Below are 21,578 nucleotides of genomic sequence, written 5' to 3' on the forward strand. Positions count from 1 at the left end.
TCCCTCTTTCAAAGGGGAACCCCCTCTAAACCCACCTCGTGGCGGATCAGGTGAGCACACCACGCTGCCGACACGCACACGGACGTATAAGAAAACGCTGCTCGGGGTAGTCGCAGGCCCACAGACGTCCGTGAGGAAGGGGAACGACCATGGGGCGGCCGGGCACCGGAAGTAGCACCGAGAGCGTCGCGGCGGTGAAGGAGTTCGACGACTACGATCGCGTGGCGGTGGTGACCGGCGCGGACAGCGGTATCGGACGGGCCAGTGCGATCCGGCTCGCCGAAGCGGGGTTCGACGTGGGCGTCACCTACCACGAGGATGAGGAGGGCATCCGTAGGACGGAGTCCGAGATCAGGGAGATCGGCCGCAGGGTGGCGGTGCGCAGGCACGACCTCGCCGAGCCGCAGCACGGAGCCGAGGCCGTCACGGAGATGATCGACGAGCTCGGTGGTGTGGGGGTTCTGGTCAACAACGCGGGCACCGGCTCCAGTGAACACCTCTTGGACACCGACTACGCCCGATGGCGCGAGGTGCTCGCCGTGGACCTGGACGCCCCGTTCCTGTGTTCACAGATAGCCGGTCGTCACATGCGAGACGCCGGACGTGGTGGCCGCATCATCAACATCACCAGCGTGCACGAGGACTACCCGCGAGTGACCGCCGGCGCCTACTGCACGGCCAAGGGCGGCCTGAAACTCCTCACCCGTACCCTCGCCTTGGAACTGGGCCTGTACGGCATCACCGTGAACGCGGTGGCCCCGGGTGAGATCGCCACACCGATGACCGGTCAGCACGAGCAGCCGCCGGAGCTGGACTCACGTGCCGGCTACCCCATACCCCGCCCCGGTCACGCCTATGAGGTCGCCGAAGCGGTGGCCTTCCTCGCCCGCCCGGAGTCCTCCTACGTCACCGGAAGCTCGATCTTCGTGGACGGTGGTCTGTCGTTGATGGGACCGCAGGCGGGGGGAGACCTCCAGGACGCCACCTGGCGTGCCGGCTGACACCCTCCTTCTTCCTCGCTCATCCGGCCCGTCTCCGGTCATCTGCGGGGACGGGCCCGACGGATGAACACCGTCAACACCACCGTGGCCAAGGCCGTGCAGGCCGCCAGTGGCCCGAACGCCGCCTGGTAGGAGCTGGGTTCCTCGGGCAGAGTCTGCAAAATCGCCCCCGCGGCGACGGTACAGACCACCGCGGTGGTGAAGCCGCTCATGTTGACCAGCCCCGACGCCACACCGGTACGGCTCGCTGGGATCCCATCACGGGCGAAGTCGAAGGAGATGGTGGGCGCGAGGGTCTGGCCGAGCACGCTGACCGCCATGACCGTGAGTCCCAGGGCCACCGGAACTCCACCCGGCCACACCACCAACAACAACCACCCCAGGCTCAACGTCCCGCCCAGGGTGAGCGCCAGGTAGACGCGCACGTTCGGCCACCGGCCGATGAGCGCCCCGGCCACGGGCGCCAACCACAGCGCCCCCGCCGCCAGTCCGGTCAGGGTGAGCGCCGCCGTCGACTCGGCCAGCCCCAGTCCGCCCACGAGGAACGGAAAGCCCCACAGGACCATCATCATGGTGAACGGCGCCATGACGGCCGCGTGGTGCGCCATCCCGATCCGAGGGCCGTCGGCCTTCAGCGCCTCCTTGAGCGCCGCCCAGAGGGAAATGGGATCCGCGACGGTCGAGCGTCCGGCCGCACCGGCGGGCCGGTCTCGCACAACCAGGAGCACCAGGAGCGCCATCAGCACGGTGAGTCCGGTGGTCGCGAGGAAGGCCGCCACCCAGCCGATCCCACCGAGCGCCCAGGCCAGCGGGGCGGCGCTGGCCACCTGGCCGGTGCCACCGACCACCCCGGTCAGGCCGCTGACCAGCGCGTAGCGAGCGCGTGGGAACCACAGGGCGGCCAGTCGGATGACGTTGAGGAACACGAGTGCGTCCCCCAGACCGATGAGGAACCGACCCGCGACGGCCACCTCGATCCCGGGCGCCAGGGCGAACATGCAGGAACCGGCCGCCATCGCGGCCATGCCCATCACCAGCGTGTACCGCGGACCCAGTCGGTCGGCGAGCAGACCGGCGGGCACCTGGAGAAGGACGTAGACCAAGAGTTGGAGCATCGGCAGCAGGGAGAGCAGCGCGGGGCCGACGTCGAAACGACTCTGTGCCTCCAACGCGGCCACGCCCAGACCGTTGCGGTGCAGCATGGCGAGGAAGTAGCCACCCACGGCGACCCCCCACACCAGCCAGGCGCGCACGCCGCCCGTCGGTTCGGCGGGGGGTGCTCCGCCCCTTGAGGTCCTGTCACCGGATGTATCGGTCTGGGTCACTTCGCCGCTTCTCTCCTCGTTGCGCGTCCTTCCAGTGTCCTCCACTCGGCCGAGCACCCCTTACATCGGGGTGAGCGACCGCGCAAAGCGAGCGAGGATGACCGACGACGTGGTGGGTTCGAAAAGGCAAAGAGGAACCTTCAGAGGGCAAAGTACCTCTACCCTGCATAAAATTACCCTAAGTAACTCAATCATCCCCAGTAGTCATCGAATCGGGTGAGGCTCACTACAGCCAACGCACCCCCCAGCCGCGCACACCCCAACCCCAAAGGGCGAACGTGATTCCGAAATATAGGGCTTGAACTGCGTGTTCTCTCTTTGGACAAGTCGATACGCATCTGTTAAGTGTGATATGGGTCACTCGCAGAAGCCTCGACTACCAGGGGTCAGTTGCTGCTAGCATCCGGAGCGCGAAGAATAACTACGAGGTAACGACATCGTTCACGCCTCCTCAAGCTTCGCTCGAGGAAAGCCGTCAGGCGCCCCTCGGACCGCGGCGACGTGGCCGCAACAAGCACACACGGTCAGCACACCCGCGGTACCTCTACGAACACTGGAGACACCTTGAGTCACTGGCGCCTGAACAACCCCCGGGCCTCCCGGGCGAAGTCGGTACTCGCCAGCCGGGTCAAGCACAAGCCCCGCCACGCTTTCTGCGCCCAGCGCGCACTGACGGCACTGCTGACGGAACTCACCGCAGTGGCCACCCGCCCCCTCTACTGGTCGGGCACCTCCGACATGGCCGTCGCCTCCATCATGCGCGACGTCAACGTCTGGTGCCGTGACGGTCGATTCTTCTGGACCGACCTCTTTCAGGGCGGCACCATCTCACACCCGGCGAACGACCCCGCCGGCGCCGCCGCCCTGCTGAATCCCTTCGCTCAGGTCCCCGAGCCGGCGCACTACCACGCTCACCGCCGGCCGATCGCCGCCTGACGCTTCCCACGTGAACGAACGTCTGGACACCGACACCGTCGTGGTCGGCCTCGGCGCGATGGGCTCTCAGGCCCTGTGGCGCTTGGCACGTGAGGGCGTCGACGTGATCGGTGTCGAACAGTTCGCCCCTGGCCACGCCCGAGGCTCCAGTCACGGCGAATCCCGCATCATCCGGACCGCCTACCTGGAAGGTGCCGAGTACGTCCCCTTCGTCCACGCCGCCTGGCGTGCCTGGGACGAACTCCAAGACGCCGCCCAGGCCCGCCTCGTGGTCCGTTCCGGCGCCTTGATGCTCGGACCACCCGAGTCCGGGGCGATCAGCGGATCCGCGCTCGCGGCACGACGGCACGACCTCGCCCACGAACACCTGTCCGCCGAGGTCCTCGCCGAACGCCATCCCCGCCACCTCATGCGCCCGGACGAGGTCGGACTGTTCGAGGAGGCGGCCGGTGTGGTCCTTCCCGAACCCGCGATCCTCGCCGCCGTCCGACTGGCCCAGGAGGCCGGGGCGCGCGTACTGACCCACCGGGCCGTCACCCGGATCGAGCCCGACCCGGATCGCCCGCGCGTGTGGGTCGGTGACACCGAGATCCGGGCCCGCCGCGTCGTCGTCACCGCAGGGGCCTGGCTGCCCCGCCTACTCCCAGGTTTGGCCGACCTGGGCGGCGGTGTACGCGTGGAACGTCGTGTCCTCGGCTGGTTCCCGATCACCGGCCCCCTACCCGACACCGCCACCACTCCCGAGCCCGTCTTCGCCCGTGACGAACCCGACGGCACCCTCTGGTACGGGTTCCCCAGCCTCGACGGTGGCCGTACCATCAAGATCGGTGTCCACGCCGAATCCGCCGCGACCCGCGCCGCCGGTGCCCGGCGACCGGGCTCCCAGTGGGGTGAGCCCGTCGACCCCGACGTCGGCCCCCGCCCACCGGACCAGGACGACGCCCGCCGTCTCGGTGAGCTCGCCGCCGAACTGCGCGGGGTGGGTCCGCTGCCCGAACGCATGGCCTCCTGCATGTACACGATGACCTCCGACGAGCACTTCGTCATCGGCCATCACCAAGGGTCGCCCGGCCTGGTCCTGGCCGGTGGCTTCTCCGGCCACGGGTTCAAGTTCGCCTCCGCCGTCGGCGTGGCCCTGGCCGACCTGGCCCGAACCGGCCGCACGGACCTGCCGATCGCCATGTTCGATCCACACCGCTGGGATTCGCGGCGAGGCTGACCCGCTCCCCTCGTGGCTTCCCCCATTGGCCGAGGCCGAGCGAACGGAACAGGCCATGCCGCACGTCTCGGTCACAGACCGCACGACACCCGTCACGGGGCACACGGTAAACTTCGCCCGAACCCCCGTCCCACCCGAGCGTGAGAGTCCCCATGCGCCAGCTCGCCGCTGACGATCCGCGTCGCATCGGCCCCTACCGGATCGTCGCGTTCCTGGGAGCGGGCGGTATGGGCCGCGTCTATCTGGGGCTGGACCGCGACGGGCGTCCCGCCGCCGTCAAGGTCGTGCGCGCCGAACACGCCTACGACCCCGCCTTCCGGGAGCGATTCGCGCACGAGTTGGCCCTGGCACAGCGCACGCACGGACCGAACGTCCCTCGGGTGTACGCGGCCGACACCTCCGGCGAGGTGCCCTGGCTGGCCACCGAGTACGTGATGGGACCTTCCCTGCAACACCTGGTGGAAGGCGCCGGGCCGTTGCCCGAACGCTCCGCCGTCCTTCTCGGCCGTGGGATCGCCCAGACCCTGGTGGGCGTGCACCGGCAAGGCCTGGCCCACCTCGATCTGAAGCCCGGCAACGTCATGGTGGCCGCCGAGGGGCCCCAGCTGATCGACTTCGGTATCGCCCGGGCCGGCGAGGTCGACGACGCCGAAGGGGAAGGATTCACCGGTACCCCCGGTTACCTGGCTCCGGAGGTCGCCCGTGGCGAGGTCGGCGGAGCTCCCGCCGACGTCTTCGCGCTCGGCGGCATCCTCGTGCACGCCCTCACCGGCCGAGGCCCCTTCGGTGACGGCCACCCCGCCACCATCCTGTACCGCACCGTTAACTCCGCACCCGACATCAACGGCGTCCCCACCTCGCTGCGCGGCCTACTCTCCGCCTGCTTGGACAAGGATCCCAGCCGACGACCCACGGCGGAGGGGCTCCTTCACCTCCTCGGCGGCCCCCTCCCGCCGGCTCCGGAGGCGTCCGCGTGGTTGCCCCCCTTGGCCGTGGCGCGGATCGAGGACATCACGCGGCGCTACGGAGCGATCCAGCCCGACCCCGGGACGGGTACGAACAAACGCGGCCTTCTCGTGGTCGGTGCCGCCGTCGTGGCCCTCGGGCTCGTCGGCGGGTTCGGCGCCTGGACGTTGACCGATGCCCTGGGCGGTGGCGTGGAGACCGCCGGCGCCGTTGCGGGGGAGGACTCCGAGCAGGAGGTTCCCTCCGCCGGACGCCAGCAGTGCGACCCGACCGAGCACCTGGCGACGGAGTACGTGGACGCCGCCGAGGCCGACCCCACCATCCCCGGCGTCCCGGACGGGGTGCGGACCACCTTCTCCCACGACGGTTCCGTCCTCGCGGTACCCGGTCCTGGTGGCGTGGCGCTGTGGGACTGGGCGAATGGAACCGAACTCGCACTGGTCGAAGCGACTCGAAGCGACGAGGACGGAGCCATCAGGTTCAGTCCGAACGACTGTCTCATCGCCTGGGCGAGTCCGACCGGAGCCCGGGTGTACTCGTTGGAGACCGGCGAGCTCACCGTGCACGCGCGGGGACGACCGTTGGAGGACGTCGCGTTCTCCCCGGATGGGACCACCCTCACCGTCGCCGATTCCGGGGAGGGCCACGAGGCATCGCTCTACGACATCGATCTGGACAGTGGTGAGACCACCCTGGTCTACGACCGCTCATCCGATGTCGACGAGGTCGTGTACTCACCCGAAGGCACCCACGTGGTCGGGCTGATCGGCCTCCTGGGGCGGCTGCACGTGTGGGATGGCGAAACGGGGGAGGTCGTCTTCACCGAAGAGGGGGTCCCCTCCTTGAACACCGGCTCCATGTTCGACCTCCTCGGTGAGGGAGAACTACTCTTCGGGCAACCCGGAGGCCCGGTCCACTACGACTTCGCCAGGGACGACGGGCAAGGATGGCAGTTCATCCCCGAGCCGGAGGAGGCCGAGGGTGAGCTCATCGAGTTCGCGTACAACCCCGCCACGCACCGCCTCTACGCCTTCTACGCCACGGACCCCGAAGAGACCGGGCGCGACACGATCACCCTCGAACTCTTCGTCTGGGAGTACCGATCAGAGGACGAGTACGGCTTCGAGGTGCAACTGGAGGAAAGCGAGGTCGAACTAGAGCGACCCTCGCTGGGTCTGACCGTTCACCCCGAGGGTGAGGTGGTGGCCGGCTACGACACCGAGTCCGGACACGTCACCATCCTGGACCCGCTGACCCTACGAGAGCTCGACCACTTCGGCTGAACCCGTTCCCCCTGGTAGAGCGAGGAGATCCATGCTCCCCCTGAGCCCTCATGACCCGCCCGTGCTCGGTGTCCACCGCCTGCACGCGCGGCTGGGCGAGGACGCGTGCACACGCGTCTACCTGGCCTCCGCACCGGGTGGTCCACCGTGTGCCCTGAAGATCGTCCGATCCGAATACACCTTTGACCCGGCGTTCCGTGACGCCTTCACCCACCTGGTCGACTCCGCCCGTGGGACGAACAGTCGGTACGTCGCTCCCGTCGTGGACGCCGACCCGCGGGCGGCCACCCCCTGGGTGGCCCTGAGCCGGCCGCTAGGTCCCACGCTCGCCGAGGTGGTCGACGCCCACGGTCCTCTGCCCCCGGCCGCCCTGCACCCATTGGCGCTCGCCCTCGCCCAAGGGCTGGCCGACCTGCACGCGGCCGGACACGTGCACGGCTCCCTGTGGCCGGATGGGGTCCTGATCGCCCGTGAGCACGCCGTCATCGCCGACGCCGGCTTCGAGTCGGCCGCCTCCGAGGTGGACCGTCGGCCACCGCATCCGTCGTTCGCGGCCCCGGAGGGCGGGACCACCCCCGCCACCGACGTGTTCGCCTGGGCGGCGACCCTGTGCTTCGCCGCGAGCGGGGTGAAAGGGCCCGCCGGGCTCGACCGGGTACCCCTTCAACTCCGTGGCCTGGTGGAAGCATGTCTGAAGGTCCGGCCGGTGCTGCGACCGGACTCCGTCGACCTGGTCCACATGCTCGGTGGTCCCGCGCCTTCCGGACCGTGGGGGCCCGACCTCGCCGCCGTGATCGATCGGCACGAGACCGAGGCCCGACGCTTCCTCCACGCGCACGGCTCCCAAGGAGAGAAGGGGCGTGGTCGCCGCAGGGTTCCGGCCCTGGTCGCGGCCGGGTTGGCCCTGGCCCTGGTCGCCGGGGTCGGCGTCGCATGGGGGTTGTCCCGTTCCGCTCCCGGCCCGGGGAAGGCCGGTGCCGCCTTCGAGCCGCGAGACAGCGGACTCATCACCGACGTGGGCTGCCGGGAAGGAGCCGTCGCGTTCCCGGCTCCTTCCGGAGAGATCGACGACTTGGATGCCACGGGGGTCGCGTTCTCCCCCGATGGCGACATCCTGGCCATCAGCAGCCTGGAACACGGACTCGGCCTGTGGAGCTGGCGTGAGGGCGAGGAGGTCGCCCGACCGGCCGGGGCCTTGGACGACCGGGGAGGGCCGCTGTTCACCCCGATCGGATGTACGGTGTCCGTACTCGCCCGGACTCCGTACGAAGGTGAGGGTGGCGCGTACACCACCGTCACCACCCATGACCTCTCCGCGGGCACTTCGGTGGAGCACCCCGGACCCCAGCCTCAACGAGCCCAAGAGGGCTTGGTCAGACCCCAGGCCGGTCTGGGTGCCGCCTTCTCCCCCTCCGGTGACCTCATGGCGGTGTTCGTCGACTCCTCACCCGAGCTCCACAAAGTGGGCATCGTCGACACGGCCACCGGGGAACAGATCGCGGAGTGGGGCCAGGAGTGGCCCCGAAGCGTTCAGCACCTGCGTTTCCTGGACGAGGAAAGGGTCGTCGCCGGCGGCTTCGACTCGATCACAATCCGCGACGCGATCAGTGGTGAGGAACAGCGGCTCATTCGGGACGCCACCACGTCTGACTTCGCCCTCCTGCCTGGAGGCAACGAAATCGTGTACGTCGGCAACGAGCACCTCATCCACTGGAACCATGAGGAAGGCGTCGAACCGAACCGCTTCCCCATTCTCGACTTCTCCCAGGCGTGGGAGGACGGGGCCCGGATCACCGACCTGTCCGTGGACGCCGACCTCGGCCTCCTCCACTTCAGTTGGTCGCTCGACGTTCCCGGCACCGATGGTCGGCTCCGGGAGCACCACGGACACCTCTTCGATCTAGGAAACGGCACCGACCTGCTCGCCGAGGACGACTCTCCCGCGCCCCGACCGGTGGCCTTCCACCCCGATGGTGAGGTCATCGCCGCGATCCAAAGGGATGGGAGCGTCGCCCTCCTCGACCCAGGTTCCCTGGAAACCACTCGAGCGCTCCCCTGAGACCGAGTGCCCTCGGGACCGCGCATCGACACAGGACGAGAAACCATGAAACCCCTGACCTCCACCGACCCCGTTCACATCGGCCCTCACCGCCTGCTCTCCCGTCTCGGAGCCGGCGCCATGGGTCAGGTGTATTTGGCGCGTACGGCCCAGGGTCGACTGGCCGCGGTGAAGGCGGTACGTCGGGAACTGGCCGAGGACACCGACTTCCTCATCCGCTTCGCGCGCGAGGTGCGCACCGCGCAACGGGTACGTGGCCCGTTCACTCCCGCGGTGCTAGGAGCCGACCCGGACGCACCGGTGCCGTGGATGGCCACCGAATACGTACCCGGTCCCACCCTGAGCGAGGCCGTACGGGCGAACGGCCCCTTTCCCGAGGCGACCCTACGTGTGCTCGCCCTAGGGTTGGCACAGGCCCTCCAAGCCGTTCACGCCGCCGGGCTCATGCACCGCGACCTCAAACCCGGCAACATCCTGCTATCGCCGCGCGGTCCGCAGGTGATCGACTTCGGCATCGCCCGTGCCGTCGAGGGCACCGTCCTGACCAAGACCGGACAGTCCTTCGGCACCCCCTCCTACACCTCACCCGAACAGGTGCTGGGCCAGGCCACCAGCCCGGCGAGCGATGTGTTCTCCCTCGCCGGGGTGGTCGTCTTCGCCGCTACCGGTACCCCCGCGTTCGGTCGGGGCCGCGCCGCCGAGGTGTTGACCCGGGTCGTGAGCCTGGAACCCGACTTGGGCGGGGTTCCCCAGAGTCTGCGCCCGCTCCTGACCCGTTGTCTGGCCAAGGACCCCGCCGCACGACCCACCGCCGACGAGATCGTCCGTGAGCTGTCCTTTGCCCCACTCCCGGCGAACGAACAGGGCTGGCTGCCCCCGTCGGTCCACCAGGAGATCAACGATCATCATCGAGAATTGGACCGGGTGGTCACGGCGCCGTCGGTTCGGTCCGCCCCCGTCGAACGCCGACGTGTCCTGAGGGCCACGGGCGCCGTCGCCGGGACCCTCCTGCTCCTGAGCGGAGTGGGACTGGCCATCGCCCGTCCCTGGGAACCCGGCCCGGGACCTACCGCCGACGCCACACCGGAGGCTTCCGCCGAGGATGACACCGATGGGGACGCCACCACCGAGGACGAAGAGGACGAGGTGGCCCGGACGGCCTTGACCGGGACCTTCTACGGCATCCACTTCTCCGGCGACGGCGAGAGCCTGTACGTGAACTCCTCCGAGTCCATCACCCGCTGGGACTGGCGGGAGGCCGAACTCATCGAAACCGTCTTCTCCGGAGCCGAACGCCCCCATTCCTTCGACGTCGGTGCCGAGGGGACGCTGGCGGGCGCCTTCGAGGACGAGGTGAGGATCTGGAACGCCGAACACGAGGAGGTGGCCACCTACACTTCGCGAGCCCCCGAGGACCTCGACCTCTTCGACAGTGTCTCCCTCTCCGCCGACGGCTCCCTACTGGCGTTTCGGGAACGTGACCAGGACGAGAACGTCACCGTCCGAGTATGGGACTGGTCGCAGGACACCGTCGTGTGGGAGAGGCGAGTCGATGCCCTACGGCCGGTCCTCGCACCCGACGGGTCCCACCTGGTGTTGGACCATGGCAGCAATCTGCCTCGACTCGAAGTCCTGAACCTGGGCACCGACACCACCGTGGCGACGTTCCCTCGGAATGAGCCGGGTGAGGGGGACCCCCACCCGCTCTACCACTTCGCGTTCGATCCACAGAGCGCACACCTGGGGGTCAGCGGAAACGCGGAGAAGACCACCGTCGTCCTGGACCTGGCCACCGGCGACGTCGTGCACGAGTTCGACTCATCGAGCCTCCCCAACGGGGTCGCGTTCACCCCAGACGGTTCACGTCTGATCTCCGGAGGCGGATCCGGCGGAATCTCTCCCGGCGGCTCCATGTGGGACCTCGAATCCCAAGAGCCCCTCGTGTCCGGCACAACGGTCATCTACGAACAGCCGACCGTCCACCCCGAAGGGGAGACGATCGCCGTCGTCGAATCCGACCCGGAGGGGTTCATCGTGCTCTTCCTCGACCCCGACGCCCAACGCGACACCCACGCTCTGGGGTGATCCGGGGTGAGTCGATGACTCACCGGATCGATCATGGCTGTTTAGAAGTGGCTCAGCTCGCCCCGGTCATCCTCGCTACGAAGTCGAACAACCCCATGCCCCAGGCGAACATCACACACATGGCCATGATGACGAGGATCTCGGTCCAGTTCAGGGCTCTGCGAAGGGAGGCACGAGGGACGTCGTTCAACTTGACCCAGCTCAGGACGCTCAGCAGGACCCCGGCGAGCAGGGCCGCGACCGGAAACCAGGGACCGAACACCGGGTACTGCACCGTGACCGCGACACCGGCGGCGCCCAGGCCCACGACGCCCGCCAGGCGTAGGGGCAGCACGTGACGGATCCGGTCGAACAAGCGTGAACGCATGACCAACAGCACCCCGAGCAGACCGCACAGCAACAGGTCGGGAAGACCGGTGCCGAAGTAGGCCAGCAAGACCGCGAAGATGCCGCCGGAGAGGGCCGTACCCATGACGATGCCCAGCAATAGACGGTCGGTGTTGGTGAAGGTCTCCTCGAACCGCTCCGTGGCCACCTGACCCGACCGGCCGACCTCATAGTCCAACCCGGACAGACCACCCATCACCATCGCCACACGCGGCAGCGCACCCACGCACAGGGCCAGCGCGATGCCCATCGCGCGCACACCCTGGACCGGCTCCGCGAAGATCCCGACCACGACCAGTACGCCCCCGGTCAGGGTCACCACCGCGACGCCGGCGATGTAGGGCAGACCGGTCTCGTGCAGGGACCAGCCGATCACCGCCACCAGCAGACCACCACAGAGCGCGATGGCCCCCGTGACCAACGGGGTGGGGCTGAACAGGAACCCGGCCGCGAGGACCGCGGTGGCGCCGCCCCACACACAGGCCGTCGCGAAGAGGATGTAGGCGACGGCCGGCAACGGTCGACGGGCCGCGAGCATCATCGTTCCCACCGTCAACAGCGTGCCGAACGCCGCCACCGCCAGATGTCCTGGTGAGGGCCGCAGCCACATCATGAGGAACAGCATCAGCAGCGGGCCGATACCGCCCACGAGCAGGCCGAACGACAGCGTGGTCGTCGGGTTCCATATCCATGCGGTCTCATCGACGCTGTCCTCCACCGCTCCACGCACGTCATCGACGTGTTCGGGGCGGCTGGGGGCGACCACTCGGTCGAGCAGGAGTACGTCCCCGTCATAGACCTCCGCGCCCTCGAGTGGCTCTTCGGGACGGACTGGTCGACCATCGACCGTGGTCAGTGTCCAGGAGGCCGGTTCGGTGCTCTCCCCTTCGGCCACGCACACCTCGATGATGCGCGGCATGAGTGTGGCGACGGGGACGCTTCCCGGTAGCGCCAGGTCGGCCCAGCGCTGAGGTCCGGTGACCGTGACCCTGCAGTATCCGCTCACCCAAGACCCTCTTTGTCGACTCGTGCGGTGATTACCATGCTTAAGGGATGTAACCGATGATAATTAGGCGATTCGCGGTGTTCACGAGATCATCTATAGCGTAGTCACCTGAAAACGAAACCTTGCAGGTGGACGGAGAAGGGACCCCCGTGGCGACGAGACCTGTTCCCCGACCCGCGCGTGAGATACCACCGGCGCCCGGAACGTCTCCGCTGGTCATCGCTACGCCGCCGCAGATGCCTGAGAACGCGCCGGCCGGTAGTTCCGGAGCGATGATCATCATGCCGATCATCACCGGTTCGGGCTCCCTCCTGATGTCCATCACCATGGGTCACCGACCATTGATGATGGTGGCGGGCGTGATGATCATGCTCGCGAGCGTCATCGTCGGAATCATCATGTTCGTCGCTCAGCACAACGGACCGCGTAAGCGCATTCGTGAGCAACGAGAGCGATATGTCGACTACCTCGACCAGTTGCGCGAAATCGTTCGTGACGTCGCCGCAGGCCAGCGTTCGGACAACGCCTTCCGCCATCCGAAACCAAGCCTACTCACGGAACCTGCGCGATCCCGGGCCCGAAGATGGGAGCGCAGGGCCTCCGACCCCGACTTCCTCGATGTGCGAGTCGGATGCGGGACACGGCCGCTGGCCCGAAGGCTCAAGCTCAAGGTCGACACCTCCTCCCCTCTGATCGTCTACGACCCCGTCTGCCAAAGCGCCGCCGACCAGCTCATCGAGCTCTACGGCGACGTCCCCGAGATGCCCTTGGTCGTACCGCTCCACCGACACGGCGTCATCTCGATCAACGGGGACCGGGAGGCGGGACGCGGTCTCGCCCGAGCGATGATCTCCCAACTCTCGGTCTTCCACTCCCCGCACGACCTGCGCATCGGTGTGGTCCGCGACCCCAAGCTACGGAAGCAGTGGGAGTGGACGAAGTGGTTGCCCCACAACACCTTCGACGACGCCACGGACGGGCCGATGCCCGCCCGCTTCGTCTCCGACAACACCGTGCAGATCGCGGAGCTCCTCGCCGGCGAGATCGAGCGGCGCACCGTCGACCTGCAACGTCGCCGTGGTAAGCCGCCCGGTCCCGGGACGCAACGGTTCGTGGTCGTCCTGGACGGCGAGTACCAGTCCACCCTCTCCGGCCTTCAGGCCGAGCCCCCCGTCACCAACCTGGCCGACCTGGGCATCCACGTCATCATCTTGTCCTCGGATCGACGCGAGGAACCCGACTCCGTGGAACTGCGGCTCCTGATCGAGGCCGACGGCACCCTTCGTGAAGACACCGAGGGCATCAAGCCCGACCCGGAGTCCGCCTACGTCCCCCTCGAAGGTCGGGCCGACAACGCCGGTGTCGCCCAGCTGACGACCCTGGCCCGCGTCCTCGCGCCCTACGGCATCGCGGTGACCGACGGCGACGACGCCATGCACGAGACCGTCGGGCTGCCGGAGATCCTGGGGGTCCCCGACGTCGCCGCGCTGGACACCCGCCGTACCTGGCGTAAACGTTCCACCGGGGACTACCTGCGCGTACCCATCGGCGTGGGCCCCAGCGGCAACACCGTCCTACTGGACCTGAAGGAATCGGCCTTCGGCGGCATGGGCCCGCACGGCCTGGTCGTCGGTGCCACCGGTTCCGGTAAGTCGGAGATGCTGCGCACCATGGTGGCCTCCCTGGTCATCAACCACTCACCGGAGAACCTGGCCCTGCTGCTGGTCGACTTCAAGGGCGGTGCGACCTTCGCCGACACCGACCGTCTGCCGCACAGCGCCGGGCTGATCACCAACCTCGCCGATGACGATGGCCTGGTCATCCGATTCCGTGAGGCGACCTTCGGTGAGCTGGTACGTCGGCAGCAGATCCTGAAGGACGCCGGCAACCTGCCCAACCTGCACGCCTACGAAGCGGCCCGGGAGAACGACCCCGACCTGGAGCCGCTGCCGCACCTGCTCATCATCATCGACGAGTTCTCCGAGCTGCTGACCGCCCACCCCGACTTCGCGGAGCTGTTCGTCGCGATCGGTCGGATCGGTCGGTCCATCGGCGTACACCTGCTACTGGCCACCCAGCGCCTGGAATCGGGCAAGATCAAGGGGCTGGAGTCCCACCTGTCCTACCGGGTGGGGTTGCGGACGTTCTCCGAGGCGGAGAGTCGTGAGGCGATCGGTGTCGGTGATGCCTACCACCTGCCCCCGGAACCCGGTTCGGGTTACCTGAAGGTCGACACCTCCGTCTTCGAACGGTTCAAGGCAGCCATGGTGTCCCAGCCCTACGAGCCACCGGCCAAGGAGGAGAAGACCGCGCACGACCCGGTCCTTCCGTTGCTCTCCTACAACGGCCTGAACAAAGTGACGGGCGCGGGCTCGCTGGTGGAATCGCTGGTGGACTCCATCAAGGCGAAGGCCGAGGAGAAGCCCGAGCAGGAGAAACGCACCACCCTGCAAGTGACCGTGGACCGGTTGGTGGCCTCGGGTGCGGACCGCGTGCGCCCCGTCTGGTTGCCTCCCCTCCCGGAGATGCTGACCTTCGACACCGTGCTGACCGATCTCGGTGAGGGCGACGACCTCGAGGGCGCCGGCACCGAGCCGGACGCGACCGAGGCCAAGGCGGTCTTCGGCCTGACCGACATCCCACGCGAACAGCGCGTGGTGCCCGCCGAACTGGACTTCACCGGTGGAGAGGGCAACATCGTCGTCCTGGGCGGCCCCCAGTCCGGTAAGTCCACCTTGCTACGAACCATCATCACGAGTCTGGCGTGGCGGTACCCGCCCGGCCGGGTGGCGGTCTACGCGATCGACTTCGGCGGTGGCGCGCTCCAAGCGATGGACGAGCTTCCGCACGTGGCGGGCGTGGCCGGTCGAGCCGACCCGGAGAAGGTCCAAAGGATCCTCACGGACGTGTCCGGGCACCTCGACCGCCGCCAACGCCTGTTCCGCAAGCACAAGCTCGACTCACCCGCGGCCCTGCGGCAGGCCCGCGCGGAGGGCAAGGTCCCATCCAACGTTCCGGGCGACCTGTTCTTGATGATCGACGGTTGGTCGGCCGTTCGGGACGCCTTCGACGCCGCCGACGACTTCCTCATGGACATCGCGACGCGCGGCCCCTCCCTGGGCGTGCACACCATCCTGACCGGCGCGGCCTCCTCCCAGGTCCGTTCCCGCCTACAGGCACTCTTCGGCGGCCGGTTCGAACTGCGTCTGAGCGACCCGATGGACTCGGGTATCGGTCGCAAGATCGCCGAGGACATCCCGAAGGACACCCCGGGCCGTGGCCTGACCTCCGAAGAGCACCACGCCCACGTGGCGCTGCCTCGCGTGGACGGTGTCGCGAGCGACGAGGACCTGAGCGATGGCATCCAGGACCTGATCAAGCGGGTCCGGGAACGTTGGCCGCAAAAGGCGGTCCAGGGTGTTCGCACCCTCCCCGAGCGGGTGGAGCTGGACGAGCTGCTCAAGGGCCGCAGGACGGGCCGTGGCAAGTCCAAGGAACTGGTGTTGGGCATGGCGGAGAGCTCCCTGGCCCCGGCCGTGATGAACCTGGACCGCGACCCGCACCTGCTGGTGTTCGGCGACCCGCAGAGCGGCAAGTCCACCCTGCTGCGCGGGCTGGTCAAGCAGATCGTCCAACGCCCCGCCAAGGAGCTGGGCATCGTGATGGTCGACTTCCGCCGCTCGCATTTGGAGCTGGTGCCACAAGATCACCTGTTGGCCTACTGCACGACCGCCGAGCAGACCAAGGCGGTCGCCGACAACCTCGCCGGTTCCCTCCAGGAACGTCTGCCGGGACCGGACGTGACCCCCAAGCAACTGCGTGAGCGTAGCTGGTGGAAGGGGCTCGACCTGTACATCATCGTCGACGACATGGACATGATCGCCTCGCGCAGCAACCCGCTGGCGCCCCTGGCCAAGTTCATCCCCCAAGGCGCCGACCTGGGCCTGCACGTCCTCGCCGCCCGCCGAACCGGCGGTACCGCGCGAGCGATGTTCGAGCCGGTTCTACAGTCGCTGAGCGACATGGCCACCCCCGGTGTGCTGTTCTCCGGCGATCGCATGGAGGGACGCCTGGCCAACGGCGTCGCCTCCAAGCAATTGCCCCAGGGCCGCGCGCAGTTGGCTCTGCGCGGCAAACGCCCCGACCTGCTCCAAGTCGGCTGGAGTGAACCCCCCGCGTAAGGGCGCCCGTGCCCGGTAGGGGGTGACCGCGGACGTGGCCGAATTCGGCCACGATCCAGTGCTTCTCGAGGAGCCGACCGCTACCACCGGCCCCACACCATTCCGAACACAGGCGATCACCCTGAGTACTGACCCCGCAGGAAATACGACCCTCGTTACCCTTCTGTTTCCATTGGTGTGAAACCCTCTGTCCTTTGCCGTCATCGCAGTAAGCGACCTTGACCTCGTCACTCCCCCGAAGCGGCGTTAGCGGACACCGGTTCACCCGCTGCGCACCCTCATGTGAAAGGAGTGCCCCCATGACCGAGTCGGGCGCCAACCCGATCGAGGCGATGGAGGGCGGCGAGTACGCCGAGACCCTCGCCGGCGCGATGGCCGGGCTGGCCGACGCGTTCGACATCCTCCTCGGAGACGCTGTGAGCGCCTGTGGCCACCAGGACGTCAGAACCGGGTTCAACAAGTTCCGCGAAGAGGCCGACCAAGCCCTCATCGAACTCCAAGAACACGGACTCGCCCTGGCCAACAACATCCAGGCCGGCGCCGGTGAGATCGCCAAGAACGACCTGGAGAGTTCGGACGGCTTCCACCCCTGGCAGTCCCATCGCGACCTCAACTTCGACTGACCCCGCGGCCCCGCCCTAGCCCGAGTCCCCTTCCCACCCCGCTCGCTCTTCGCCTCTGAGGATGACCGTGGCCACCATCGCCCTCGTTTTCTATCCCCGTAGCTTCTACGGAAACTCGGAAAAACTGTACGAATGCGCGTCTGATCTGGAGATCCTCAACGCTCGCGTGCTCGGTCGCGCAGACGACCTCGGGGGGAGCTACGACTCCGCCTCACACCAGTTCACCGATCTCATCGCCTGGAACATCCAAGGGCACTCCGAGGAGGACATCCAAAAGTGGCGGGACGCCGCGGTCTCGGTCAGTTACGCCGCTTCGGTCGCCGAGATGTGGGCGGACGCCGTCAAGGCCTTCGACGACGAGCGCGAATCTCAGCTCTCCACCTGGCAGACCACCAAGGGTGAGAAGGAGAGCGCGGTCCCCTCCAAGTACCAGGGTGACCGGATCACCTCCACCTACCCCGAGGCCGACGGTTTCCTGTGGACCGACTGGGGCGCCGGCGATGAGCGCAAGTGTCGCGACCTGTACAACGAGCTCTCCACCGTGCAGGAGGGGCTCATCGAGCGCGAGCGGACCAACTGGAACACCCTCCAGGACACCGCCGAAGACATCCGGACCATGCTCGAAGAGGGGCCGACCCCGCAGAACGTCTCCAAGCTGATCGAGGCCGGGAACGCCGGTTGGGGCTTCCTCAGCCTCGATCCGGCTCGCTACTCCGTGCTTTTCGAGGACGTGGAGATCGCCCCGGAGAACGCCGAGGAGTACGCCGAGGAGCTCCAGGCCTACTGGTCGGGCGACAAGCCCTTGGACGACCGTTACAACGAGCTCATGCTCGTGATGGCGATGCTGGGCTCGAACGCCCGAGGTCACCAGCAGAACGGGACACGGTTCGAATCAGAGGAGATCGAGTTCCTGGAGGAGTTCTACCGACAACTGGAGGAACCCTACCTCCGTGACGGCGCCGGTGCGGGCATCATGGTCTACCCCGACCTGATGGCGGAGTCCGGGATGAGCGACGAGGAGCGCGAACAGGCCCTGGGCACGCTCGGCGACGGACTCCTCGCGTTGTCGGATCCACGCATCGGCGGCGGCTACGAGAACCTGCCGCAGAGCTTCCGCCACGCGGTCGAGGGACCGTGGATCGACCCCGACGCGGAAGGCAAGATCGCCACCGGCCCCGTGGGACTGGGCATGGACATGAAGGCGCTCTCCGCCTTCATGGAACACACCGACGAGAACCTGGAGGCCGGTTACGGCCTGTCCACCAACCTGCACCTGAGCACCGGCGCCTTCCTCGACGCCTGGGGAGACGAGGTCCACGGCTCCGATGACCTGCTGCCGGACTCCGAGCAGGTCTCACACCTGCTCGACGTGGCCTCCCGGAACAAGGACTCCAACTACTACATCCTCACCGGGGACCACCTCAACGAGGAGCCGGGCGTCCCCTACGGTGACGGGGGCCTGCGCGAACAGGCTCTGGAGGGCGCCCTCACCTTCGAGTGGCACGATGACGGGCACACCGCGCGACAGCTCACGGACTGGTTGGCGCAGGACGTGCACAGTGAGGACCCGGAGGTGAGCGAGCGAGCGGGCGACGCCTTCGTCGGGTTCATGGAGACCATCACCGACTCGGAGATGCACGACGCCCTCACCAACACGGGCGTCGATGTCACCGAGGGGGACAACGATTACTCGAACGCCTCCTTCACCCAGTTCAACGGCGCACTCGCCGACAGCCTCGGCGACATCTTCGACGCACACATCTACAGCTTCGCCAATGGCGACATCCTGGACGCCGATGGCAACGCGGTGGAGGGCATCGGGGACTTCGACCACGACACGGGTTACGTGCGTATGGGGCCCGATGAGCGTGCCCAGTACATGCAGCTCCTCATGGGCAACGATGAGACCGCCGGACGCATCGTGAACTCGGTGGACGCCTATCAGCAGATCGAGGCCATCGCCTATTTGGAATCCGGCAACGAGGCGACCTCCGCGCGCGGCTCGGCCCAGCTCCAAGGGCTGCTGGAACGTGCCCTGTACCTGGAGTCGGTGAACCGTAGCGCCGATCTGGACGAACAGATCGAGCGGGAGACTCAGATCGCCGACTTCGTGGTGAGTGAGGCGGGGAGTCTTTCCGAGAAGATCCCGGTCATCGGCCAAGGGGTCTCCAAGGGGCTGGACCTGGGCAAGGACAGCATCGTCGAGGCGATCGTCGATGGGGACTACGAGGTGTCCCCCCGGTTCCCGACCTACACCAGTGAGCAGAGCGTGGAGCGGAACTTCCGTCTAGAGACCATGGACTTCATGCTCAGGAACGATCCCGAGGCGTTCAACGGCCAGACCCAGCGTGCGGACCTTCGGACCCTGGTCGATGGCGGTGCACTCACCATCGTGCAGGACGGCCGGGAGCTCGGTCCTTCCGAGATCGGCAACGACTTCGTCATCGACGACTCGGTGGAGCTGTCCCTCCAAGAGGATCCGGGCAAGTGGGAGCACAATGAGGACCGTGCGCTCTCCGGGATGGACGATGCCCTCGGCAACATCATGGACGCCACCGTCCTCACCGCGAACAGCACCGACCCGCACACGGGAGAACCCGTGGTGTACACCGCGTCCGGAGACAAATGGGTGAGCGACTTCACCGGCCAGTACAGCGACGCCTACAAGACGACACGGGACTACTTCGGGGGCGAACTGGAGACGTTCGGCAAGCCCCCGGAATAAGAACGAGGGCCTGATGGCGGCCCGAGACTCTGTCTCCACCCACCGCAGAATCTCTTTGGAGAATCCCTTGACCCACCGCATGGTCCGGACATCCGACCTGTCGGCGCTCCCCCTCTCGGTGTTCACCCTCGCCGTGGGGCTGGTCCTATCGGGTTGTTCCACGTCCGAGCCCGAACCGGAGCCGACGTCGGGTCTGCCGGAGGACTATGTCTCCGTGCAATGGATCGAACGGGAGGTCCGGTTGCACACCTTGGACCGCATGATCGATGAAGCGGGCTCGGACGAGGTGCTCGTGAACGCGGGCGGCACTCGTGAGCACCTGTTCGACCATGGGGTCATCGTCTCCGAAGACGGCGATGAGGCGGCCGTGGATTGGGAGGCCGGGTACGAGGACGGTGGCTTGGCGGGGTTCGTGGTCGAACTGAACAAGGAGGCCTGGGAAGAGGACTCCCCCCTCTTCCAGATCGACAACGCTCTCGGCAACGCCATGCGGCACAACGAGGTCACCTGGTGTGAGGAGACCGTCAGCGGCGAGGTCTTCGTCAAGGCCTATAGGGAGCGGCTCGAAGACGCCTTCGACAGCCAGGAGGAGTACACGGCGAGCATCACCGACTACGTCGACTGCGGGACCGGCGAGCCGTGAGCCTCCGCCATGGCCCCACCGCGAACCCGTTCGGTGAAGTACCTCTCGGAGGGCCTTGGATGCCCGCCGAGAGTCTCCGGTTCCCGACAGGAAAGGAGGTAATTCCCACTCTGCCGCCGACGTCACGAAATGTGCATATGCATTGACCGACAGGTCATACCCTGACTAATGTCCCTACTCGCCGTACCTCCCCTGATCGCGAGCTCCGGGCGAATACCCTGCTCATGGAGGACGGGACGCACACTTCCCCTCAGCGATTCCTGAAAGGGTTCGGATGTCCCAGCACGCCGGTCTTGAAAACGTCAATAGTCTGTCGAAGGGCGGTGAACAGCTCGGGCAGGAGTCCGACGGCCTCCGCACCCAGATGAACCAGCTCATCGACGACATGAGCAACGACGCCGACTCTCTTCAGGGGCAGGCCCTCCATGACTTCCGTGAGGCTCGCAACGCCCTGATGGAGCGTTTCAACGAGCTCATGAGCTGGTGCAGCCAGAACGGCATCAAGCTGAACGAGGGTCAGCAGCAGTTCAACCTGACCGATGACCAGGCCAGCGACGACTACTCGCAGTCCGCCAACGACCTCGGTGCCATGGCCCGCCCGGTCAACGGCTGACCCCTGCACCGCTTCCGCCACGACTTTCGAGAAAGGCACTTTCGTGGGTAGTAATTTCGACGTTTATGGCAATGTCGGCGGGTTGCAGAACCTGGCTTCCGACCAGCAGTCGCACCTGGGCCGTTTCACGGCCATCATGAGCCAGATCAACGAGCAGTCCGAGTCGACGGTCAGCCAGTGGGAGGGGTCGGGCAGTTCGCAGTTCCAGGCCAAGGCCCAGGAGTTCGACACCCACTTCTCCGAGGTCAACTCCGCTTTCGCGAAGATGATCGACGCCACCAGTGAGACCGCGAACAAGTACGACAAGCTCACCCGGTACCTGGACGGTCTGTTCTAGTAAACTCGCTCCTGATGTCCTCCCCACCCTCGCCTCCTTCCACCGATCCGGATCCGCAGCTTCCCGAGGCGTTCCACTACACGCCCGACGAGGAGAAGTACGTCCTCGAAGCGGACGCTCTCCGGCATCGGCAACTCCGATCCGCCCTGTTGTACGGCTCCAGCCGGTACTGGCGCCGTCGACAGCGGG

Annotated in this window: 14 protein-coding genes; 12 read left to right on the top strand and 2 right to left on the bottom strand. The window is 67.2% G+C overall.

The features are described from left to right. Window positions 1-149 precede the first annotated feature (149 nt). The gene (locus D472_RS26140) at window positions 150-1,001 is read left to right on the top strand and encodes an SDR family oxidoreductase (protein WP_017606437.1); all 852 of its coding nucleotides are present in this window, start codon (window positions 150-152) and stop codon (window positions 999-1,001) included. A 38-nt stretch (window positions 1,002-1,039) separates the two neighbouring features. On the opposite strand, the gene D472_RS0121075 is transcribed toward D472_RS26140, so the two are convergent. Further along, entirely contained in the window at window positions 1,040-2,326 is a 1,287-nt protein-coding gene (locus D472_RS0121075) for an MFS transporter (RefSeq protein ID WP_033304376.1), read from the bottom strand. Window positions 2,327-2,890: 564 nt separating this feature from the next. Here D472_RS0121075 and D472_RS0121080 point away from each other — a divergent pair. The 5 genes from D472_RS0121080 (at window position 2,891) to D472_RS0121100 (ending at window position 10,874) form a co-directional block, all read left to right on the top strand. Next, window positions 2,891-3,262, top strand: a complete 372-nt coding sequence (locus D472_RS0121080; RefSeq protein ID WP_017606439.1) for a hypothetical protein — start codon at window positions 2,891-2,893, stop codon at window positions 3,260-3,262. A 10-nt stretch (window positions 3,263-3,272) separates the two neighbouring features. Then, on the top strand, window positions 3,273-4,481 hold the full coding sequence (gene solA, locus D472_RS0121085; RefSeq protein WP_017606440.1) for an N-methyl-L-tryptophan oxidase: 1,209 nt from the start codon (window positions 3,273-3,275) through the stop codon (window positions 4,479-4,481). A gap of 152 nt (window positions 4,482-4,633) precedes the next feature. Next, the gene (locus tag D472_RS0121090) at window positions 4,634-6,730 is read left to right on the top strand and encodes a WD40 repeat domain-containing serine/threonine protein kinase (protein ID WP_026117929.1); all 2,097 of its coding nucleotides are present in this window, start codon (window positions 4,634-4,636) and stop codon (window positions 6,728-6,730) included. Between the two features lie 31 nt (window positions 6,731-6,761). Continuing rightward, entirely contained in the window at window positions 6,762-8,789 is a 2,028-nt protein-coding gene (locus D472_RS0121095; protein ID WP_017606441.1) for a protein kinase family protein, read from the top strand. A 45-nt stretch (window positions 8,790-8,834) separates the two neighbouring features. Next, a complete protein-coding gene (locus D472_RS0121100; protein ID WP_026117930.1) occupies window positions 8,835-10,874 on the top strand; it encodes a WD40 repeat domain-containing serine/threonine protein kinase in 2,040 nt (679 codons plus the stop codon). A gap of 52 nt (window positions 10,875-10,926) precedes the next feature. Here the strand turns inward: D472_RS0121100 and eccD are convergent, their stop codons facing one another. Further along, window positions 10,927-12,267: a type VII secretion integral membrane protein EccD gene (gene eccD / locus D472_RS0121105; RefSeq protein WP_017606442.1), complete on the bottom strand. Its 1,341-nt coding sequence runs from the start codon at window positions 12,265-12,267 to the stop codon at window positions 10,927-10,929. A gap of 218 nt (window positions 12,268-12,485) precedes the next feature. On the opposite strand from eccD, the gene eccCa reads away from it, so the two are divergent. From eccCa to D472_RS0121135, 6 genes are all read left to right on the top strand, one after another. Next, window positions 12,486-16,448, top strand: coding sequence for a type VII secretion protein EccCa (gene eccCa / locus D472_RS0121110; protein WP_394295634.1), 3,963 nt, complete (start codon window positions 12,486-12,488; stop codon window positions 16,446-16,448). A 299-nt stretch (window positions 16,449-16,747) separates the two neighbouring features. Continuing rightward, window positions 16,748-17,071, top strand: coding sequence for a hypothetical protein (locus D472_RS0121115; RefSeq protein ID WP_017606444.1), 324 nt, complete (start codon window positions 16,748-16,750; stop codon window positions 17,069-17,071). Between the two features lie 67 nt (window positions 17,072-17,138). Beyond that, on the top strand, window positions 17,139-19,796 hold the full coding sequence (locus tag D472_RS0121120; RefSeq protein ID WP_017606445.1) for a TPR repeat region-containing protein: 2,658 nt from the start codon (window positions 17,139-17,141) through the stop codon (window positions 19,794-19,796). 79 nt (window positions 19,797-19,875) lie between these two features. After that, a complete protein-coding gene (locus D472_RS0121125; protein WP_051046045.1) occupies window positions 19,876-20,439 on the top strand; it encodes a hypothetical protein in 564 nt (187 codons plus the stop codon). A gap of 274 nt (window positions 20,440-20,713) precedes the next feature. Beyond that, window positions 20,714-21,052: a hypothetical protein gene (locus D472_RS0121130; protein WP_017606447.1), complete on the top strand. Its 339-nt coding sequence runs from the start codon at window positions 20,714-20,716 to the stop codon at window positions 21,050-21,052. 43 nt (window positions 21,053-21,095) lie between these two features. Next, on the top strand, window positions 21,096-21,389 hold the full coding sequence (locus tag D472_RS0121135; RefSeq protein ID WP_026117932.1) for a WXG100 family type VII secretion target: 294 nt from the start codon (window positions 21,096-21,098) through the stop codon (window positions 21,387-21,389). Window positions 21,390-21,578: the final 189 nt, after the last annotated feature.

Origin of the sequence: Nocardiopsis alkaliphila YIM 80379, assembly GCF_000341005.1 — a bacterium.
Taxonomy (GTDB): domain Bacteria; phylum Actinomycetota; class Actinomycetes; order Streptosporangiales; family Streptosporangiaceae; genus Nocardiopsis; species Nocardiopsis alkaliphila.